General features: G+C 70.7%; 22 protein-coding genes. 9 read left to right on the forward strand and 13 right to left on the reverse strand.

The window, feature by feature from the left end; genetic code table 11:
- Positions 1 to 3: 3 nt before the first annotated feature.
- The 8 genes from J5V16_RS09935 to J5V16_RS09970 form a co-directional block, all read right to left on the reverse strand.
- Positions 4 to 1,038: an SPFH domain-containing protein gene (locus J5V16_RS09935; RefSeq protein WP_208496022.1), complete on the reverse strand. Its 1,035-nt coding sequence runs from the start codon at positions 1,036 to 1,038 to the stop codon at positions 4 to 6.
- 88 nt (positions 1,039 to 1,126) lie between these two features.
- Positions 1,127 to 1,573 carry an NfeD family protein gene (locus tag J5V16_RS09940; RefSeq protein WP_208496023.1) on the reverse strand — a complete coding sequence of 149 codons (447 nt, stop codon included), beginning with the start codon at positions 1,571 to 1,573 and terminating at the stop codon, positions 1,127 to 1,129.
- Positions 1,574 to 1,692: 119 nt separating this feature from the next.
- Positions 1,693 to 2,733, reverse strand: a complete 1,041-nt coding sequence (locus J5V16_RS09945) for a ferrochelatase (protein ID WP_208496179.1) — start codon at positions 2,731 to 2,733, stop codon at positions 1,693 to 1,695.
- A gap of 16 nt (positions 2,734 to 2,749) precedes the next feature.
- Positions 2,750 to 3,532 (reverse strand): enoyl-ACP reductase FabI, encoded by a 783-nt coding sequence (gene fabI, locus J5V16_RS09950; protein ID WP_208496024.1) that lies wholly within the window; start codon positions 3,530 to 3,532, stop codon positions 2,750 to 2,752.
- A 51-nt stretch (positions 3,533 to 3,583) separates the two neighbouring features.
- Entirely contained in the window at positions 3,584 to 4,288 is a 705-nt protein-coding gene (locus tag J5V16_RS09955; protein ID WP_208496025.1) for a beta-ketoacyl-ACP reductase, read from the reverse strand.
- Positions 4,289 to 4,395: 107 nt separating this feature from the next.
- Positions 4,396 to 5,346, reverse strand: a complete 951-nt coding sequence (locus J5V16_RS09960; protein ID WP_208496026.1) for a VWA domain-containing protein — start codon at positions 5,344 to 5,346, stop codon at positions 4,396 to 4,398.
- A 26-nt stretch (positions 5,347 to 5,372) separates the two neighbouring features.
- On the reverse strand, positions 5,373 to 6,287 hold the full coding sequence (locus J5V16_RS09965; RefSeq protein WP_208496180.1) for a DUF58 domain-containing protein: 915 nt from the start codon (positions 6,285 to 6,287) through the stop codon (positions 5,373 to 5,375).
- Positions 6,281 to 7,363 (reverse strand): AAA family ATPase, encoded by a 1,083-nt coding sequence (locus J5V16_RS09970; protein WP_208496027.1) that lies wholly within the window; start codon positions 7,361 to 7,363, stop codon positions 6,281 to 6,283. The genes J5V16_RS09965 and J5V16_RS09970 overlap by 7 nt, the downstream gene beginning before the upstream one ends.
- Before the next feature lie 510 nt (positions 7,364 to 7,873).
- On the opposite strand from J5V16_RS09970, the gene J5V16_RS09975 reads away from it, so the two are divergent.
- The 4 genes from J5V16_RS09975 to J5V16_RS09990 all read left to right on the forward strand — a co-directional run bounded on the left by J5V16_RS09975 (position 7,874) and on the right by J5V16_RS09990 (position 10,685).
- Positions 7,874 to 8,437, forward strand: coding sequence for an alpha/beta hydrolase (locus tag J5V16_RS09975; protein WP_208496028.1), 564 nt, complete (start codon positions 7,874 to 7,876; stop codon positions 8,435 to 8,437).
- A gap of 61 nt (positions 8,438 to 8,498) precedes the next feature.
- Positions 8,499 to 8,711, forward strand: coding sequence for a hypothetical protein (locus J5V16_RS09980; RefSeq protein WP_208496030.1), 213 nt, complete (start codon positions 8,499 to 8,501; stop codon positions 8,709 to 8,711).
- 22 nt (positions 8,712 to 8,733) lie between these two features.
- Entirely contained in the window at positions 8,734 to 9,240 is a 507-nt protein-coding gene (locus tag J5V16_RS09985; protein ID WP_208496032.1) for a PH domain-containing protein, read from the forward strand.
- Positions 9,237 to 10,685, forward strand: a complete 1,449-nt coding sequence (locus J5V16_RS09990; protein WP_208496038.1) for a PH domain-containing protein — start codon at positions 9,237 to 9,239, stop codon at positions 10,683 to 10,685. The genes J5V16_RS09985 and J5V16_RS09990 overlap by 4 nt, the downstream gene beginning before the upstream one ends.
- Here the strand turns inward: J5V16_RS09990 and hisG are convergent, their stop codons facing one another.
- Together hisG and J5V16_RS10000 are read right to left on the reverse strand one after the other, a co-directional pair.
- Positions 10,686 to 11,531 (reverse strand): ATP phosphoribosyltransferase, encoded by an 846-nt coding sequence (hisG, locus tag J5V16_RS09995; RefSeq protein WP_208496040.1) that lies wholly within the window; start codon positions 11,529 to 11,531, stop codon positions 10,686 to 10,688.
- Positions 11,532 to 11,555: 24 nt separating this feature from the next.
- The gene (locus J5V16_RS10000; protein ID WP_270109719.1) at positions 11,556 to 11,819 is read right to left on the reverse strand and encodes a phosphoribosyl-ATP diphosphatase; all 264 of its coding nucleotides are present in this window, start codon (positions 11,817 to 11,819) and stop codon (positions 11,556 to 11,558) included.
- A gap of 286 nt (positions 11,820 to 12,105) precedes the next feature.
- Here J5V16_RS10000 and J5V16_RS10005 point away from each other — a divergent pair, with 286 nt between their 5' ends.
- On the forward strand, positions 12,106 to 12,813 hold the full coding sequence (locus tag J5V16_RS10005) for a GH12 family glycosyl hydrolase domain-containing protein (RefSeq protein WP_208496044.1): 708 nt from the start codon (positions 12,106 to 12,108) through the stop codon (positions 12,811 to 12,813).
- Between the two features lie 103 nt (positions 12,814 to 12,916).
- A complete protein-coding gene (locus tag J5V16_RS10010) occupies positions 12,917 to 13,282 on the forward strand; it encodes a hypothetical protein (RefSeq protein ID WP_208496046.1) in 366 nt (121 codons plus the stop codon).
- 17 nt (positions 13,283 to 13,299) lie between these two features.
- Here J5V16_RS10010 and J5V16_RS10015 read toward each other — a convergent pair whose 3' ends face one another.
- Positions 13,300 to 14,994 carry a glycoside hydrolase family 2 protein gene (locus J5V16_RS10015; RefSeq protein WP_208496047.1) on the reverse strand — a complete coding sequence of 565 codons (1,695 nt, stop codon included), beginning with the start codon at positions 14,992 to 14,994 and terminating at the stop codon, positions 13,300 to 13,302.
- 88 nt (positions 14,995 to 15,082) lie between these two features.
- Positions 15,083 to 15,817, reverse strand: coding sequence for an SbtR family transcriptional regulator (locus J5V16_RS10020; protein ID WP_208496049.1), 735 nt, complete (start codon positions 15,815 to 15,817; stop codon positions 15,083 to 15,085).
- 108 nt (positions 15,818 to 15,925) lie between these two features.
- Here J5V16_RS10020 and J5V16_RS10025 point away from each other — a divergent pair, with 108 nt between their 5' ends.
- The 3 genes from J5V16_RS10025 (at position 15,926) to J5V16_RS10035 (ending at position 18,866) form a co-directional block, all read left to right on the forward strand.
- Complete coding sequence (locus tag J5V16_RS10025) at positions 15,926 to 16,837, forward strand: NmrA family NAD(P)-binding protein (RefSeq protein WP_208496050.1); 912 nt, start codon at positions 15,926 to 15,928, stop codon at positions 16,835 to 16,837.
- Between the two features lie 91 nt (positions 16,838 to 16,928).
- A complete protein-coding gene (locus J5V16_RS10030; protein WP_208496052.1) occupies positions 16,929 to 18,374 on the forward strand; it encodes a glycosyltransferase family 39 protein in 1,446 nt (481 codons plus the stop codon).
- Between the two features lie 69 nt (positions 18,375 to 18,443).
- Entirely contained in the window at positions 18,444 to 18,866 is a 423-nt protein-coding gene (locus J5V16_RS10035) for an ester cyclase (protein WP_208496053.1), read from the forward strand.
- A gap of 63 nt (positions 18,867 to 18,929) precedes the next feature.
- Here J5V16_RS10035 and ribH read toward each other — a convergent pair whose 3' ends face one another.
- Positions 18,930 to 19,400 carry a 6,7-dimethyl-8-ribityllumazine synthase gene (gene ribH / locus J5V16_RS10040; protein ID WP_208496055.1) on the reverse strand — a complete coding sequence of 157 codons (471 nt, stop codon included), beginning with the start codon at positions 19,398 to 19,400 and terminating at the stop codon, positions 18,930 to 18,932.

Genomic DNA, 19,400 nt, shown 5'->3' on the forward strand with positions numbered 1-19,400 from the left:
CTGCTAAGCGGGGGCGGGCGGCAGCTCGTCCCGGGTCTTGCCTTCGCCGAGGTCCTGGACCTCGCGGGCGGCCTGCTGGGCCGCTTCGAGGGCCTGGGCGGCGGAGTCGTCGAGTTCGAGGGCGCTGGTGTCGACCTCGACCTCCTCCTCCTGGGCGGGGCCGGAGGAGTCGGCGCCGCCGAAGGCGTTGCCGATGCCGCCGAGGGCCTTGGTGAGCTCGGCGGGGATGACCCACACCTTGTTGGCGTCGCCCTGGGCGATCGTGGGCAGCGTCTGGAGGTACTGGTAGGTCAGGAGCCGGTCGGTGGGCTTGGCGTTGTGGATGGCCGCGAAGACCGTCTGGATCGCCTTGGCTTCACCGTCGGCGCGCAGGACCGCGGCGTCGCGCTCGCCCTTGGCCCGCAGGACCGCGGACTGCTGCTCGCCCTCGGCCATGAGGATCGAGGAGCGCTTGGTGCCCTCGGCGTTGAGGATGGCGGCGCGGCGGTCGCGCTCGGCGCGCATCTGCTTCTCCATGGCGTCGCGGATGCTCAGCGGCGGCTCGATGGAGCGCAGTTCGACGCGGGTGACCTTGAGGCCCCACTTGTCGGTGGCCTTGTCGAGCTCGGCGGCGAGGCGGGCGTTGATCTCCTCGCGGCTGGTGAGGGTCTTCTCCAGGTCCATGGAGCCGACGACGTTGCGGAGGGTGGTGGTGGTCAGCTGCTCGACGCCGGCGAGGTAGTCGTCGATGTTGTACACGGCCGCGGTGGGCTGCGTGATGATGTAGTACAGGACGGTGTCGATCTGCACGCCGAGGTTGTCGGCGGTGATCACCGGCTGGGGCGGGAAGTTGACGACGCGCTCGCGCAGGTCCACTTTCGCGCGGACGTTGTCGACGAACGGCACCAGGAGCCGGGGCCCGGGCTCGAGGGTGCGGCGGTACTTGCCGAGGCGTTCGATGATGTAGTTCCACTGCTGGGGAACGATCTTGATCGAGCGGAACAGCACGATGATGAAGAAGATCGCGACTATCAGCAGCAGTATGCCTACGGCGTCCATATTGTTCTCAGCCTCCAGTGTCTGGGATCGGCGGGCTCTTCACTTGGCTTCGGGTCTTCGTGCGGCAAGGCTATACGGGGGCTACCAGTCAGCTCTGCTTCCAGACGATGACGCTGGCTCCCTTGATTTCTACCACTGTCACGCTCATCCCGGGTTCCAGCGACTGGTCGGGCTCGAGAGGGAAGGCGGTCCAGTTCGCGCCCTCGATCTCGACGAGGCCGCCGTCGGCGTCGACCTTCTTGACGACGCGGGCCTGGGCGCCTTCGATGGCGCGCGAGCCGAAGGCGCGGGGGGTGCTGTCGCCGCGGGCGTCGTTTTCGAGGGCCTGCTTCAGGAAGGGGCGCAGACCGAACACGGACACGACCGAGCCGGCGCCGAAGAGGACGGCCTGGAGCCAGAAGGGGGCGCCGAGGGAGGCGCCGATGCCGGCGAGGACGGCGCCGACGCCGACCATGGCGAGGACCAGGGTGCCGGTGAAGAGCTCGATGGCGCCGAGGATCACAGCGGCGATGATCCAATAGAAGACAGGTTCCACACCACAAGCATGTCATGCGGAGCACATTTCCGGCTCGCCAGCGTCGCCGAGGGGAGCGACCTGCGGTGATTGCGGGCCGGGCCCGCGTCCGTGCGGACGCGGGCCCGGTCGATCAGCGCTTAGCGGCTGCGGTGCTTTTCGGGAGCCGGGGGCCGTCGGGCGGGGCAGCAGCCCTCGACCATCGGGTCCCAGACCGGGAGCTTGCCGAGGCGCTGCAGGGGCGCGCCCTGGACGCGTTCGGCGATGAGGTCGCGGAACATGCCGACGATGTCCGCGCCGACCTCGGGCGTGCCCGCCCGCAGGTAGCGCAGGCCGAGTTCGGCGGCGGTGTCCTTGGCTTCGTTGTCGAGGTCCCACAGCACCTCGATGTGGTCGGAGAGGAACCCGACCGGGCTGACCACGACGGTGTCGACGCCTTCAGAGGCGAGGACCTTGAGGTGGTCGTTGATGTCGGGCGCGAGCCACGGCATCGACGGCGGACCCGACCGGGACTGCCAGACCACGTCGAACGGCCCGGTCCAGCCGGCGTGCGACGCGACGAGCGCGGCGGCCTCGGCGACCTGGTCGGAGTAGCGGGCGCCCTCGGGGCCCGAGCACTCCTCCATGACGTCGGGGATCGAGTGCGCGGTGAAGACCACGCGGGTCTTCGACTGGTCCTCGATCTCCCCCAGGCTCCGCTTGAGCTGCGCGGCGAAGCCGCCGACGAAGCCCGGGTGGTCGAAGAAGTGGCGGATCTTGTCGATCACCGGCGCGGTGTCGCCGACGGCGGCGCGCGCGGCGTTGATGTCCTCCACGTACTGGCGGCACGAGGAGTACGAGCCGTAGGCGCTGGTGCACAGGGCGAGGGCGCGCTTGACGCCGTCGCCGGTCATCTGCGTGACGGCGTCGACGAGCATCGGCGGCCAGTTGCGGTTGCCCCAGTAGATCGGCAGGTCGATCCCGTTCGCGCGGAACTCCTGGCGCAGGGCCTCGAGGACTTCGCGGCACCACTGGTTGATCGGCGAGATCCCGCCGAAGTGGTAGTAGTGCTCGGCGACCTCGGCGAGGCGCTCGTCGGGGATGCCGCGGCCGCGGGTGACGTTGCGCAGGAACGGGAGCACATCGCCAGGGCCCTCCGGGCCGCCGAACGAGACGAGCAGGACGGCGTCGTAGCCATTCATGGTCATGGCGGCTCCGCTACTGCTCGGTGCGCTCGACCCCGACGGCGTGGAAGCCGCCGTCGACGTGCAGGATCTCGCCGCTGGTGGCCGGGAACAGGTCGGACAGGAGCGCCGCGCAGGCCTTGGCGACCGGCTCGGAGTCCGTGAGGGACCAGCCGAGCGGGGCGCGGGTGGTCCACGCCTCCTCGAAGGCCTCGAAGCCGGGGATGGACTTGGCGGCCATGGTGCGCTGCGGCCCCGCCGAGACGAGGTTGACGCGGATGCCCTTGGGGCCCAGGTCGCGCGCGAGGTAGCGGTTGGCGGACTCGAGGCCGGCCTTGGCGACGCCCATCCAGTCGTAGACGGGCCAGGCCTGGCTGGCGTCGAAGGTGAGGCCGACGATGGAGCCTCCGTTCCCCATCAGCGGCAGACAGGCCATGGCGAGGGCCTTGTAGGAGAAGGTCGAGACCTGCAGTGCGGTCGCGACGTCCTCCCACGGGGTGTTGAGGAAGTTCCCGCCGAGCGCCGACGGCGGGGCGTAGGCGATGGCGTGCAGGACGCCGTCGATGCCGTCGACGTGCTCGCGGACCTTCGCCTCGAGCCCGGCGAGCTGCTCGGGGTCGGTGGCGTCGAGCTCGATGACGGGGGCGGGCGTGGGGAGCTTCTTGGCGATCCGCTCGACCAGGGACATGCGCCCGAAGCCGGTGAGGACCACTTCGGCGCCCTGCTCCTGCGCGTACTTGGCCACGCCGAAGCCGAGGGACTGCTCGGTGATCACCCCGGTGATCAGCAGCCGTTTGCCGTCCAAGAATCCAGTCATCTGTTCCTCCGTCGTTATTCGTGCTTGCAAATACTGTGGCCCGCGAGGGGGCTAGTGGCCCATGCCGAGGCCGCCGTCGACGGGGATGACCGCGCCGTTGACGTAGGCGGCGTTGTCGCCCGCGAGCCAGGTGACGGCCCCGGCGATCTCCTCGGCCGTCGCGAACCGCTTGGCGGGGATCGAGTCGAGGTAGGCCTTGCGCTGCGCCTCGGGGAGCGCGTCGGTCATGTCGGTCTGGACGAAGCCGGGGGCGACGACGTTCGCGGTGATGTTGCGCGAGCCGAGTTCGCGGGTGATGGAGCGGCTGAGGCCGACCAGCCCGGCCTTGGAAGCGGCGTAGTTGGTCTGCCCGGCGTTGCCGTAGAGGCCGACGACCGAGGAGATGAAGATCATGCGGCCGAACTTGGCGCGCAGCATCTTCGAGGAGGCGCGCTTGGCGACCCGCCACGCGCCCTTGAGGTTCGTGTCGACCACGCGCTCGAACTGCTCGTCGCTCATGCGGAGCAGGAGGGTGTCGTCGGTGATGCCGGCGTTGGCGACGAGGACCTCGACGGGACCGAACTTGTCTTCGACCTCGGTGAACGCGGCGTCGACCGAGGCGGTGTCGGTGATGTCGCACTGCACGCCGTAGAGGCCGTCGGGGGCGCCGGTGCCGCGGTGGGTGACGGCGACGTTGTCGCCCTGGGCCGCGAAGGCCTTGGCGATAGCGAGACCGATCCCGCGATTGCCTCCGGTGACGAGGACCGTGCGCGCCATTGTTCGAACTCCTCAAGTTTATTTGTATGAAGCCACCGACGATCGTAGCGACGGGCCCCTTCCGCGGCGAAGGGGCCTTCACGCGCCGTGTGGTTCGGGCCTCAGGATCAGGTGAGGCGGGAGGTCCAGGCGAGGCTGAGTCCGGCGGCCGCGAACAGCAGGATCATCGCGGTCCCGATGAACCACTGGGAGACGTCGCGGGCGATGGTCTGGTGCGCGAGCGAGGACTCCATGTCCTCGTAGACCGAGCGCAGCTCCTCGGCGGTGGCGGCCTCGTAGAAGTTCCCGCCGGAGCCGTCGGCGAGCGCGGCGAGGGCGTCGCGGTCGACGGGCACGGAGACGAGTTCCTGGTCGAGCTCGATCACGCCCTCGTCGGTGCCGAACGCGACCGTGGAGACGGGGATGTTCGCGGCGGAGGCGGCCTCGGTGGCCTCCTCGACGGTGCGCCCGGCCGTGCGGTACCCGTCGGACATGAGCAGGATGCGCGCGGGCGGGAGCGTCCCGGACTCGTCGGCGGGGACCTGCTGCACGGCCTGCAGGGAGGCGAAGACCGCCTCGCCGGTGGCGGTGGCCTCGGCGAGGTTGAGGCCGAGGATCGCGGAGGCGACGCTGGCGTGGTCCTTGGTGGGCGGCACGTTCACCGAGGCGAACCCGGCGAAGGAGACGAGGCCGACGTTGTACTGCTCGGGCAGGTCGCTGACGAACCCGGCGGCGGCCTCCTTCGCGGCCTCGATGCGGGTCGGCGACACGTCTTCGGACATCATGGACAGTGAGACGTCGATCGCGAGGATGATCGTGGCCCGCTCCTGCGGCTCGTCGACGTCCACGGCCGGGCGGGCCATGCCGCCCACGAGCACCGCCAGCGCGATGACGAGGAGCCCGGCCGGGAGGTGGCGGCGCCAGCCGGGGATCTTCGGCACGAGCTTCGCCAGGAGCGAGGCGTTCGCGAACCTGACGGCGATCCGCTGGCGGGCGAACTGGGCCCAGACGTAGACCGCGGCGAGCGCGGCGACGGCGATGAGCGCCAGGAGCCACATCGGTTCGAGCAGGCGGATCAACACTTCTCCTTGGTCGGTAGGCGGCGCTAGCGGTAGGCGGCGAGGTGGCGGCGCTGCGCGATGAACGCGGCGATGTCGCGCAGCCAGTCGGAGCCGGTCGAGAGGCGGAGGTGGGCCGCGCCGCCGGCGCGGATGCCCGCGGCGATGCGGTCGCGCTGCTCGGCGGCGGCCTCGGCGTAGCGGGCGCGGAAGCGCGCGTTGCCGGTCTGGACTTCGACGGTGGCCCCGGTCTCGGGGTCGATGAGGTCGAGGACGCCGACGTCGGGGAGGGCGAGTTCGGCGGGGTCGAGGATCTCGACGCAGAGGACCTGCTGGCGGACGGCGAGGCGGCGCAGCTCGCGCGTCCAGTCGCTCGGGTGGTCCTCATCCTCGAGGAAGTCGGAGATGACGACGGCGAGGCCGCGGCGGCGGGCGTGGCGGCGGGTCTTGTCGATGAGTTCGGCCAGATCGCCCGCTCCTTCCCCGCGCGGGAGCGTGGTGACGGTGCGCAGGAGGGAGCGGGCGCCGCCGCGGCCGGGGCGCGGCGGGATGGCTCGGGCCGGGCCGCCTTCGGTGACGACGGCGCCGATGCGGTTGCCGCCGCGTCCGGCGAGGTAGGCGAAGGCGGCGACGGCCCCTTCGGCGAGTTCGCGCTTGAGCATGCCGACGGTGCCGAAGTCGAGGCTCGGGGAGAGGTCCACGGCGAGCCAGGTCTCGAGTTCGCGGTCGGCGATGGTGGTCCGCACGTGCGGCACCGTGGTGCGGGCGGTGACGGGCCAGTCCATGCGGCGCACGTCGTCTCCGGCGCGGTATTCGCGGGCTTCGCCGGGCTCGGAGCCGGGCCCGGGCAGCAGGCCGAGGTAGTCGCCGTGCAGGAGCCCGTCGAGGCGGCGGGTGACGTTGAGCTGCAGGCGGTCGAGGGCGCGCAGGTCGTGTTCCACGGGTGCCGCGGTCCTCACCAGGCGCCCGGCTGCTGGGGCTGGTAGGGCGGCGGGGACTCGGGCCGCGGCGCGGCGTCCTGGCGCGGGCTCACCGTGGGGGCGGGGACGGCGGCGAGGAGCTGGCCCACGAGCTGGTCGGTGACGACGCCGTCGGCCATGGCGTCGTAGGAGAGGACGAGGCGGTGGCGCAGGACGTCGGGGGCGATGTCGTCGAGGTCCTGCGGCAGGGCGTAGTCGCGGCCGCGCAGGAGCGCGATGGCGCGGGTGGCGCGGATGAGGCCGAGGGAGGCGCGGGGGCTGGCGCCGTACTGGATGTGGTGCGCGATGGCGCCGAGGCCGGCCTGGGCGGGGCTGCGGGTGGCCATGACGATGCGCACGGCGTAGTCGACCAGGGCGTTGTGGATGAACACGCCGTCGGCGGCCTGCTGGAGGCGCAGGAGGTCGTCGGTGGTGAGGATGCGCTCGGGCACGGGCGTGTCGACGCCCATGCGGAAGACGATCTCGCGTTCTTCGGCGTCGGTGGGGTAGCCGACGTTGATCTTGAACAGGAACCGGTCGCGCTGGGCCTCGGGGAGGGGGTAGACGCCCTCCTGCTCGATGGGGTTCTGGGTGGCCATGACCAGGAACGGCTTGGGCAGGACGCGGGTCTGGCCCCCGATGGAGATGCGGCCTTCGGCCATGACCTCGAGCATCGCGGACTGGACCTTGGCGGGGGCGCGGTTGATCTCGTCGGCGAGGACGAAGTTGGTGTTGACCGGGCCCCACTCGACGTCGAAGGACTCCGAGGACTGGCGGTAGATGCGGGTGCCGACGATGTCGGCCGGGACCAGGTCGGGCGTGAACTGGATGCGCTGGAAGTCCGCGCCCACGACGCGGGCCATGGTCTCGACGGCGAGGGTCTTGGCGACGCCGGGCACGCCTTCGATGAGGCAGTGGCCCCGGGCCAGCAGCGCGGCGAACATGCGCTCGACGAGGGCGTCCTGGCCGACGATGACCTTCTTGATCTCGAACAGCGCCTTCTCGAGCAGGGCGGCGTTCTCTGCCGGGGTGGAGGACCCGGACTTGCGGTCGGAGCGGTCGGCCTCGGCTGATCCCATGTCGGTTCCTTCGCGAGCGGTCGGTCTGGTGCTGTCGATACTAATTCGCCCGTTCGAGGATGGCAGGGGGCTTCACGGACCGGTTCGGCACACCGGCGAAGCTTGCGAGCCGGCGCTGAGTACGGCCGGGGAAGCGTGCGAGCCGGCACTGAGTGCGGCCGGGGAAGCTTGCGAGCCGGCACTGAGTGCGGCCGCACCGCGATTTGTCGGGAACCCGACAGTTCTCGCCGATCCCCTTGCAGCGCAGGGAGTCTAGACTGCCATGGCCTCGGCTCGGCAAACGGTGACGTGGTATTTGCCCAGAAGCGTGACACGCCGCGCGGATTCAATCCGTTGCTGCGAAATGTCGGAGCGCTATGCTTTCACCAACCCGCGCGACTTCCCCCGTGGTCGCGCGGGTCTTTTGCTGCCCGGAACCTGCCGCGCGGACCATGCGGGACAACGCCGCGCCGCAGCGCGCCGGGTTTCCGTGGGAGGCGCAGCCGCCCCAGCGGCACTAGAATTCCCCTCATGCCCCGCCGCCGCCAGGCCCTGCTGCTCCCCGGACGCAACTACAGCGTCCAAGGGCCGCTGCTGATGTACACCCACGTGGCCCTGCAGTCCCGTGGCGCCCATACGTACCCGCTGGTGTGGAAGGGCGTGGACCAGCTCGCGGCCGACCCGCAGGGCATGATCGAGGGCGTGTGCGAGCAGACCGAGGCCGTGCTCGACCGGGTCCACAACGACGACCCGCCGCTGCTGGTCGGCAAGTCGCTCGGCACGGCCGCCGCGATCCTCGCGGCCCACCACGGGCTCCCGGCGATCTGGTTCACGCCGTTCCTCCAGCACTACCCGATCGTGCAGGCCCTGCGCCGCTCGACCGCCCCGTACCTGCTGGTGGGCGGCACCACCGACCCGGCGTGGAACACCGCGCTCGCCCGCGAACTGCCCGGCGAGGTCTGCGAGATCCGCGGGGCCGACCACGGCATGTTCATCCGCGGTCGGCCGCTCGTGGAGTCGGCGCACGCGATGGCGGACGTGATCGAGGCCGTGGAGGCGTTCATCGACACCGCGGTATGGCCCCGCACCGGATGAGGCGGTCCACATTTGCGGCTCGCGAGCGCCGCCGAGGCGGGACTTGGCGGACAATCGCGCTGTGACTTCAGATCCAGTAGCGCCGGCCGAAGCACCTGTCTGCTCGTCGCGCGGCTGCCGCGAGACGGCGACCTGGATGCTGCTGTGGCGCAATCCGCGCATCCACGGCAGCGACCGGGTGAAGCGCTGGGCCGCTTGCGACGAGCACGAGCCGATGCTGCGCGAATTCCTCACGGCGCGCGGATTCCCTTGCGAGACTCAGAGGTTGGCATGACCGAGCGTGGAATGATCGAGCGATGAACGCGAGCGCCGTCCCGGTGTGGGACCTGTGGCCGGACGGGATCTCCTGGCAGCCCATGTCGCCGAAGCTGCGCACCGTGTGGGTGCTGCGGAGCCTCCTCAACGTCCTCATCCTGGCCGTGATCGCCGCGGTCCCGCTGACGATCTGGCTCGGCTGGGACGGCCTCCTGTGGACGCTCGCCGGGTACGTGCTGCTCGCGTGCCTGCGCGCGCTCGCCGTCTCCCGCACGGTGCGGACCTGGGGGTACGCCGAACGCGACCAGGACCTGCTGGTGCGGCACGGGCTGCTGACGCGCCGGCTGAGCATCGTCCCCTACGGCCGCATCCAGCTCATCGACCTCTCGGCCGGGCCGATCGAGCGGATGTTCGGGCTGACCACGGTGCAGGTGCGCACCGCCGCGCTCGGCTCGACGACCGAGGTGCCCGGGCTCGACCCGCAGGTGGCCGCCGCGCTGCGCGACCGGCTCGCCGTCCGCGCCGCCGAGGTCCGGGAGGGGCTGTGAGCGCGGAGGCCGGAGAGGTCCGCGGCGACGAGCCCGCTCCCCCACTGGCGCCCGCGCCCTTCGGCCCCGCGCCGTACACGCCGAGCGCGCCGCCCGAGGGCATGCAGCGCCAGCGCCTGCACCCGCTCACGCCGCTGCTGGAGAGCGTGCGGTTCCTGACCGCGGCCGCGGCGGCGGTGGGCATCCAGATGTTCACGTCGCGGAACTTCCTGTTCGCGGTGTACGCGGCGGTGGCGGCGGCGGTCGTGGGCGGCATCGCGAGCCTGATCGCGCTGCAGTTCCGGGGGTTCGTGATCTGGGGCCGGGAGCTGCACATCTACGGGGGCGTGTTCACGCGCAGCCACCGCACGGTGCCGTTGGACCGGCTGCAGTCGGTGGACCTGGTGCGGCCGCTGCGGGCACGCGTGTTCGGCTTGGCGCAGTTGAACATCGAGGTCGCGGGCGGGGACGGGACGGACGCGCGGCTGGCGTACCTCAAGCACGACCGGGCGCTGGAGTTGCGTTCTGAGCTGCTCTCGATCGCGGGCAGGCCCGGGGCCGCGCCGCGGGCCGAGAACCTTGAGGCGTCCGCAGAGGAGGTATCGGAGGGTCCGGCGCCGCTGGTCCCGCCGGTGACGGTGCGGAAGCTGGCGCTCGCGTCGCTGCTGGAGGCGCTGCCGGTGCAGGTGACGGCGCTGCTGATCTTCGGGACGGCGTTCACGGTGATCGGGTCGATCTTCGGGTTCACGAAGGTCGCGACGGCGCTGTGGTTCGGCTTCCTCGCCCCGGCGCTGCTGGGCTACGTGCAGAGCACCGTCGCGACGGTGAACCGGTTCTTGCGCAACTGCCGGTTCCGGATCACTCGCGACGGCGGGAACCTGCTCATCGAGCGGGGCTTGACCGACACGAGCCACGAGACGGTGCCGGTGGACCGGGTGACGGCGGTGAGCTTCGACGAGCCGATCCTGTGGCGGCGCAAGGACTGGCGGCGGGTCGAGGTATGGACGGCGGCGGTGGCGCAGGCGAGCGGTTCGGTCGTCAGGTCGACCACGGCACTGCCGGTCGGGGAGCCGACGGAGGTCGCGACCGTGGCCGCCCAGGCGGTGCCCGAGCTGCCGTCGGTGTTCGCGGTGGAGCGGCCGCCGCGCCGGGCGCGGTGGCGGATGCCGTTGCGCTGGAAGCGGACCGGTGCGGGGCTCGACGAGAAGGTGTTCGTGGTGCGGCACGGCTGGTGGGTGAACACGCATGTGGCGGTGCCGTATGCGCGAATACAGTCGGTGCGGGTCGTGCAGGGGCCGATCCAGCGGCTGCAGGGGCTCGCGACGGTGCACGCGATGACCGCCGGGGGCATCGGGCACACGGCGAGGGCGGCGCACCGCGACGTCGGTGAAGCCGTCGCGATGGCCGCCGAGCTGCGGAAGCGGGCCGATGCGGCCGCGGCGCTCGAAGCGCCGCGGCTCAGCTGATCAGAGCCGGCAGGCGTCGATGTTCGAGGCCAGGATGCCGCGGGCGCCGATCTCGTAGAGGGCGTCCATGACCCGGTGCAGGTCGGCACGCTCGGTCATCGACTGGACCGCGACCCAGCCTTCCCGATGCAGCGGGGAGACCGTCGGCGACTCGATGCCGGGCGTCAGCTCGACGGCGGCCTCGAGGAGTTCGGCGCGCACGTCGTAGGCGAGCATCACGTACGAGCGGGCCACGAGCACGCCGCGCAGGCGGCGCAGCAGCTGCTCGACGGCCGGGGACTGGCCGTTGCCGGCCTTGCGGACCAGGACGGCCTCGGAGCGCATGATGGGGTCGCCGAAGACGGCGAGCCCGGCCTGCTTGAGGGTCGTGCCGGTCTCGACCACGTCGGCGATGGCGTCGGCGACGCCGAGGGCGATGGCGTTCTCGACCGCGCCCGCGAGCTTGACGATCTCGGCCTTGACCCCGTGCTTCTCGAGGTCGGTGCGCACGACCCCGGGGAACGAGGTCGCGATGCGCTTGCCGTCGAGCCCGGCGACGGTGTCGACGGTGCCCGGGCGGGCGGCGTAGCGGAACGTGGAGCGGCCGAAGCCGAGCGCGAGGACCTCTTCGACCTCCTCGCCGGAGTTGACGGCGAGGTCCTGCCCGGTGATGCCGAGGTCGAGGTCGCCGGAGGCGACGTAGGTGGCGATGTCGCTGGGGCGCAGGTAGAAGAACTCGACGTCGTTGGCGGCGTCGAGGGACTGGAGGTCGCGGCTGGAGCCGCGCTGGCGGTAACCCGCCTCGGTGAGCATGTCGGTGGCGCCCTGGGAGAGCGATCCCTTGTTGGGCACGGCGATGCGGAGCATGCGGATGGGCCTTTCGGAAGCTGGTTAGAGGTACCGGTACACGTCGTCGAGGCTGATGCCGCGGGCGACCATCATCACCTGGAGGTGGTAGAGGAGCTGGGAGATCTCCTCGGCCGCGGCCTCGTCCGACTCGTATTCGGCGGCCATCCAGACCTCGGCCGCCTCTTCGACGATCTTCTTGCCGATGGCATGGACGCCGGCGTCGAGCTGGGCGACGGTGCCCGATCCCTCGGGTCGGGTGGCGGCTTTGTCGGCGAGTTCGGCGTAGAGCTGCTCGAAGGTCTTCACGGCCGGAATTCTACGTGGCGGGCCTGGCCGGGGCGACCGCGAACCGCCCGCGCTTACCGCTGGCCGGGACGGTGAGACCGGGCTCGCAGCAGCGGTCATTGGCATTCGCCCCGTTTCGCAACTTTTGCCCCAGGGCGACCACCCGATCGAGGGAACACCGCCGATAACGGGCGTATCGGAACTAGACATTAATTGGGGCACATGCTCTAATTAACGTATCGACATTCGTCAACATATGACGAGGTGTCGACGGCTGACACCATGACCTCAAGAAAGGCGTGCCCTCATGCGACGCAGATCGCTCCTTTCGGCCGCGCTGGCCGCTCCCCTCGCCACCGCCGGCGCCGTCGGCGCCCTCCAGTCCCCCGCGCAGGCCGCCAACTGGTCCTCCTCCGACCGGTGGGGCAGCTGGCAGAACGGCGCCTACACCCTCTACAACAATGTCTGGGGCAACGGCTACGGCCCCCAGTCGATCTGGGCGAACTCGTACAGCAACTGGGGCGTGTGGGCCAACCACCCCAACACCGGCGGCATCAAGTCGTACCCGAACGTCTCCTACACGCTGGGGCGCACCGTCTCCAACATGGGGAACGTCGGCAGCTCCTTCAACGCGACCGTCCCCGGCTCCGGCTCGGGCCTGGCGTACAACACGACCTACGACGTGTGGGGCAACGGGCACGCCCACGAGATCATGATCTGGACGCAGTGGACGTCCAACGTCGGCCCCATCGGCGGCTACGTCACCAACGTCAACCTCGGCGGCCGCAACTGGAACTACCACCAGGGCCACAACGGCGCCAACCCCGTCTACAGCTTCATGGCCACGAGCCAGTTCACCAGCGGCACCGTGAACATCACCCCGATCTGCCAGTGGCTGGTCAACCAGGGCCGGATGCCGAACGTCCGCATCGACCAGATCCAGCTCGGCTGGGAGATCACCTCGTCCTCGGGCGGGCGCGACTTCCGGATGAACAGCTACTCGCTCTGGACCTAGCCTGAGTCCGAAGGCGTCTTGCACCGCGAATCTGCGGCGCAAGACGCCTATTTCCTTGCCGTCCTGGGTAAACTCCCAGTGACCGACCGAGGGAGGCGCGACCATGAAGTCGAAGCACGAGAAGCCGAACGAGACCGAAGCGGCGGGCGAGACGGACGCACTGCGACTGTCCGACCTCGAGAACGAGGCCGTCCCCGTCGAAGCGCTAGACGAGTCCTACGCCCCTGACGACGACCTCTGGCCCGCCCCGCGCAAAGTCCGCCGCGGACTGGCGCTCGTCGCGGTCGGCGCGGTGCTGGTCGCGGCCGCCGTCATCGGCGGCAAGATCGCCTACGACCGCCGCAAGTCCGCCCGCGGCTATCGCCGCGCCGTCTCGGCGCTCGAGGACGCACGGGACGCGCTCCTCTCAGCGGCCTCCGAACTGCCCGAGCGCGGACGCGAGGTCCTGCACCGGGTCACCGACCGCTGAACTGAGCGCCCGCCGTGTCAGGCCTGCTCGGCACGCGGGCTGCGCTCTTTTCGAAAATGCCCCTGCACGACCCGGTAGGCCTGCTTGGGCCGGCGGTACTCGTCGATGAGGCCCTTGTCGTTCACGCCGCGCGGGCGGGTGAGCGCCATGCGCCGCAGCTCGGTGGTCTTGAAGTCGCCGAGCACCCAGATCGCCAGCCCCGAGATGCGGTCCTGGCCGTCGAGCAGGTGCCCGACCACCGTGTCGAGGTGGCGGGCCTGGTAGTCCTCGGTCCACAGCGAGCCGTGCGAGTCGTTCCAGCCGGGCACCGCGCCGGCGCCGATCTCGGAGATGATGAGCGGCTTGTCCGCGAATCCCAGGGCGTCCACGTGCGCGCTGATGCGGTCGAGCTCGCCGGGGATGTCGGGCAGGTCGCCGTAGTACCAGCCGGGGTAGGTGTTCGCGCCGACCACGTCGACCAGGTCGAGGCACTTGTCGTCGTGGGCGTTGATGCTCGCGTACGTCACGAGCCGGTCGGGGTCGAGCTCGCGCAGGCGGCCCAGCAGCCGCTCGTAGACCGGGTGGCCTTCGTCGGACCAGCTCGGGCACTCGTTCAGGATGCCCCACAGGATGATCGACGGGTGGTTCTGCGAGGCGGCGACCATCTCGCCGATGTGCTCGAGCTGCGCGTCGATGAACGCGGGGTCGGTGAGGTGCTCGACCGGGTACTGCCAGCCGATCGACTCGCACCAGACGAGGATGCCGGCCTCGTCGCACAGGTCGAGGAACAGTGGGTCGAGCGGGTAGTGGCTGCCGCGCACGAAGTTGCAGCCGAGGTCCTTGAGCTGCTGTACATCGTTGACGAGCAGCGCTTCGGGCTGGGTGTGGCCGAACTGCGGGTGGGCCTCGTGGCGGTTGACGCCCAGAAGGGTGACGGGCTCGCCGTTGAGCGTGATCCGGGCGCCCTCGGTGCGGACCTCGCGGAGGCCGAAGCGCTCGCGGAGGTCGTCCTCCCCCAGGCGCACGCTCACGGTGATCAGGTTCGGGTGCTCGGGCGACCACGATGCGGCCCAAGGGAGTTCGAGGACGCGATCGAGGCTGCCGGCGGTGTCGAGCGCGACCGTCTCGGTGAGGACGGCGCGGCCGTCGCACTCGATCTCGAGCGGCACCGAGGCCGGGGCGTCAGCGGCGTAGTCGATCCGGACGCTGACGCGCCGGTCGGCGGTCGAAGCGGTGGCGATGCGCAGGCCCTCGACGCGAACGGGGCCGAGCCGGTGCAACTCGACGCTGCGCGAGATGCCGCCGTACGCGTACCAGTCGAAGTGCTCCATGTGGAGCGGAGAGCGCTCGTCGAACCGGTTGTCGACGAGGACGACGATCTCGGCGGTGCCCGCGTCGGCCTCGGTCTCGGCCGTGAAGCGCGAGAAGCCGCCGGCGTGCTCGCGGATGAGTTCGCCGTCCCAGAAGACGCGGCACCAGTGCTGGACGCCGTCGAAGACGAGGCGCTGGCGCCCGGCCTCGACGTCGGTGCGGATGCGGTAGGCGGCCAGGCCGCGTCTGCCCGCGTAGGCGGGGGAGGCGTCGAAGCAGCCGGGCACGGCCATCAACGCGTCGAACTCGATCCGGTCGACTTCGACGGCGTCGGGGTCGGCCTCGCCCAGGAACGTGAAGTCCCAGATGCCGTCGAGCGCGGCGACCTCGCGCCGCTCGTGAGTGGCGAACCTGCGGGCCATGGCGGCCTCCTCCGGTGGTCTCGGCAGATGCGGGACCGATCCTAGGCGAGCGGTTGCCAAAGGGGAAGGCCTTGAGACCGACCTGTGACTACGTGGTCTTGCGCTTCTTGCGGAACGCCTTCTGGCGGCAGGCCGCCGAGCAGTACTTCGCGGGCCGCCCGGTGGCGGTCTCGGGAAGCGGGCCGCCGCAGACGGGACAGTTCCGTTTCGTTTCGTTACGGAGTTCGGGAACCGCCGGAGTTTCGTTACGAACCTCGGGGTTTCGTTGCGCACGGAAGCCGTCCCAGAGGACTTCGAGAAGCCGTTGGGCGCGTGCGGGATCGTCGATCCTGGCCGTGCAGCCGGTGAGCAGGGCGCGCACGTCCTCGACGTCGAGGTCGCCTCTGACGACGCCCGCCCGCTGGGCCCGCGCGAGCAGGAGTGAGAGCGGGGAGTCGAGCACGCAGCGGCCGATCGCCTTCGAGGGCTCCTGCCAGTCGCCCCGCGCGACCAGGGCCTCGCAGATCGCCCGGTTGGCGAGGGCCTGCTCGGTGATGAACCGCAGGTAGGAGAAGAAGGCCGCTTCCGGGTCGGGCATGGCCAGCGCCCGCTCGCCGTACTCCCCCAGCTGGCCGAGCCGCTGGTCGAGCACGGTGGCGAGCAGGGCGTCCTTGGTCGGGAAGTGGCGGTAGACGGTGCCCGCGCCGACGCCGGCGGCGACCGCGATCTCGTTGAGGGACACCGCGGCGCCGCGTTCGGCGAAGAGCCGGTCGGCCGTCTCGAGGACGTTCTGGCGGTTGCGCTGGGAGTCGGAGCGTTCGGCGCGCTGTGTTGCGGCGGGCATGGGTCCCCCTCTCGTGGACTCACTTAAACGGGTGTAGTGTTCCGTTTCAGAAACCGGGTCGCCGCTCCCGATAGTAGTCGGCGCACCCCTCCACCGAAAGGAACACCCATGCCTGCATCCGAGAAGACCGTCCTCGTGACCGGCGCGACCGGCCGCCAGGGCGGGGCCGTCGCCGCCCGCCTGCTCGCCGACGGCTGGCGGGTGCGGGCCCTCACCCGCGACCCCGGCGGCGCGAAGGCCAAGGCGCTCAAGGAGGCCGGGGCCGAAGTCGTCGCAGGCGACCTCGACGACCGGGCCTCGCTCGACGCCGCCGCGGCGGGCGCCTTCGGTGTCTTCAGCGTGCACGCCGGCGCCTACGAGGGCGGCCCCTACGGCCACGACCTCGACCACGAGCGCCGCAGCGCCGCGAACATCGGCGCCGCCGCGAAGGCCGCGGGCGTCGCGCACCTCGTGCACTCGTCCTCGATCGGTGTCGGCGGCCCCCTCGAAGCCGTGATGGACATGCTGCAGCGCAAGGCCGAAGCCGAGCGCGCGATTGCCGCGAGCGGGGTGCCGCACACGATTCTGCGCCCGAGCTCGTTCATGGAGAACACGTTCGACTCCTTCCGCGAGCTGCAGGACGGCGCGCTGGTCTCGATGCTCAACGCCGACACGCTCGAACCGCACATCGCCGCCGACGACATCGCCGCCTTCGCCGCGATCGCGTTCGCCGACCCGGAACGGCACCGGGGGCAGGTGTACGAGCTGGCCGGCGACAACCTCGGCCAGACCGAGAAGGCCGCGCTCATCGGCCGCGTCGTCGGGCGCGAGGTGCCCTACATCGGCATCACGGTCGACCAGGTCGCCGCGGACAGCCCGTCCACCGCGAAGATGCTGGGCATCCTCAACGCGCACCCCCTGCCCGTCGACATCGAGGCGCTGCGCGAGATCCACCCGGGCCTGCTCACGTTCGAGCAGTGGATGACCGGGATCGGCAAGCCCCTGGTCGACGCGTACTTCGCGCGGCTCGACGCGAAGTAGGCGTCCCGGCCGTTTCGGGACGGGCGGGCGGGTTGCGCCCGTCCGTCCACTGCGGCAGGATCGGGGCCACCCCCGACACGAAGGCCCGCCCATGCAGCCCCCTCCCCTGTACCGCGCCCAGCTCACGGCCGCCTCAGCAGTGCTCGCGGCCGTGCTCGCCGCGCTCAACGGCCGCTACGACTACCACCGCGACGAGCTGTACTTCCGGATGCTCGAGCCCGCGTGGGGGTACGTGGACCAGCCGCCCCTCACGCCGCTGCTCGGGAAGGCCGCCATCGCGGTGCTCGGGGATTCCTTGTGGGCCTTGAGGTTCCCTTCGATCCTGTGCATGGTCGGGCTGTTGTGGATCGGCGCGCTGCTGACGCGCGAACTCGGCGGCGGCAGGGCCGCGCAGGCCCTCTGCGCATGGGGCCTGTCGTTCGCCGGGGTCGCGCTCGCGTTCGGGCACCAACTCACGACGAACGCGGTCGACCTGCTGGTGTGGACGGCCACACTGCTGTTCGCGGCGCGGGCGCTCCTGCGCGAGGAGCGGTGGTGGCTCGCGGTCGGCGCGGTGGCCGGGATCGGCCTGTACAACAAGCACCTGGTCGTGCTGCTGCTCCTCAGCCTCGGCCTGGCGCTGCTCGCGGTCGGACCGCGGAAGGCCCTGGTCTCGCAATGGCTCTGGGCCGGGGCGGCCCTTGCGCTGGTGATCGGCACGCCGAACCTGGTCTACCAGGCGTTGAACGGCTGGCCGCAGCTCGAGATGGCCGCGGCCATCAACGAGACCGACGGCGCCGAGAACCGCATCCTGCTGCTGCCCTTCCAGTTCCTGCTGCTCGGACTGTTCCTCGTGCCGGTCTGGATCGCCGGGATCACCGCGCTCCTGCGCCGGCCCGAGTGGCGGCCGGTGCGGGCGCTCGCCGTCGCGTACCCGGTCCTGCTGGCGGTCACGCTGGCGAGCGGCGGCCAGTTCTACTACCCGATGGGCCTGGTCGTCGCCCTGTACGCGGCCGGGTGCGTCCCGGTCGCGGCCTGGGCGGCGACGCGGGGCCGGCGCGGCATGCTGGTCACCGCCGTCGTGCTGAACAGCGCGATATCGGCCGTGGTCGCGCTGCCGCTGCTCCCCATCGGCATCGTCGGCAGCACGCCGATCGCGGCGATGAACAGCTCCGTGCCCGATGGCGTGGGCTGGCGGACCTACACCGACCAGGTGGAGGCCGTCGCCGCAGCGACCCCCGATGCCGGAGCCGTCATCACTGCGAACTACGGCGAGGCCGGGGCGCTGGTGCGATACGGGGAGGGCCTGCCGCCGGTCTTCAGCGGCCATAACGCCCTCCATGCGTACGGCCCGCCTCCGGCCGATGTCGGCACGGTCGTCACGGTCGGGCTCGACATCGAGGCGCTGCTCCCCTACTTCGACTCGTGCGAGAAGGCCGTCGAGCTCGACCACGGCCTCGGCATCGACAACGAGGAGCAGGGCGCGGTCGTGGCGGTCTGCGAGGGTCCGCTCCGCTCGTGGGACCGGCTGTGGGTGGAATTCCAGCATTACAGCTAGGCGGCTTTGCGCGAAGGAGGCCCAGCCCTCCGAAAACGAAGAATAATCGGGTTTGAGGAGGTGAGGACCATGGGACAAGCCAGAGAGGTATTGGACCGGATGACCGAAACGGCCGTCGGCAGGCACGACGTCGACGCGGCCGTCGACCTGTACAGCGACGACGCCGTGATCGTGACGCCCGACGCCGGCACCATCACGGGCCACGACAAGATCGCCGAGTACTGGCACCAGTTCATCGACGCGTTCCCCGACGGCACCTACGAGACGATCGCGAAACTCGAGACCGACGGGCAGGCCGTCGACGAGGGCTACTTCATCGGCACCAACACCGGTGACATGAAGACGCCCACGGGCGAGACGATCCCGGCGACCGGGAAGAAGGTGAAGCTGCGCAGCTGCGACATCGCCACCGTGAAGGACGGCATGATCACCGAGCACCATCTCTACTTCGACGAATCGGAGTTCATGCGGCAGATGGGACTGACCAGCTGACCGAACCGAAAACCAACGCGCGCGGGCACTGCCGAAATCGGCAGTGCCCGCGCGTTCGCGTTCCTAGTCCAGCGAGCGGATCGCCAGCGCGGCGCCGAGGGCGGCGACGACCGCCTCGTAGCCCTTGTCCTCAGTGGATTCGGGGTAGCCGGCGCGGGCGAGGGCCTGCTCCTGGTTGTCGACGGTGAGCACGCCGTGGGCGACCGGGGTCGACTCGTCGAGCGCGACCCGGGTCAGCCCCTCGGTGACGGACTTGCACACGTAATCGAAGTGCGCGGTGCCGCCGCGGATGACGGTGCCGAGGGCGACCACGGCGTCGTACCGGCGGGCGAGGGCCTGCGCGGCGATCGGGAGCTCGACGGCCCCGGCCACGTGCAGGACCTTCACGTCGGCGGCCTTCGCGTCGGCGGCCGCGTCGAGGGCGCGCTTGAGCAGCTGGCCGACGATCTCGGTGTTCCAGTCCGTGGCGACGATGCCGAGGGTGAGCCCGGCGGCGTCGGGGGCCTTGATCTCGGGTGCTCCGTGTCCGGCCAT

It is taken from the genome of Glycomyces niveus, from assembly GCF_017592475.1.
Classification (GTDB): Bacteria; Actinomycetota; Actinomycetes; order Mycobacteriales; family Micromonosporaceae; genus Glycomyces; species Glycomyces niveus.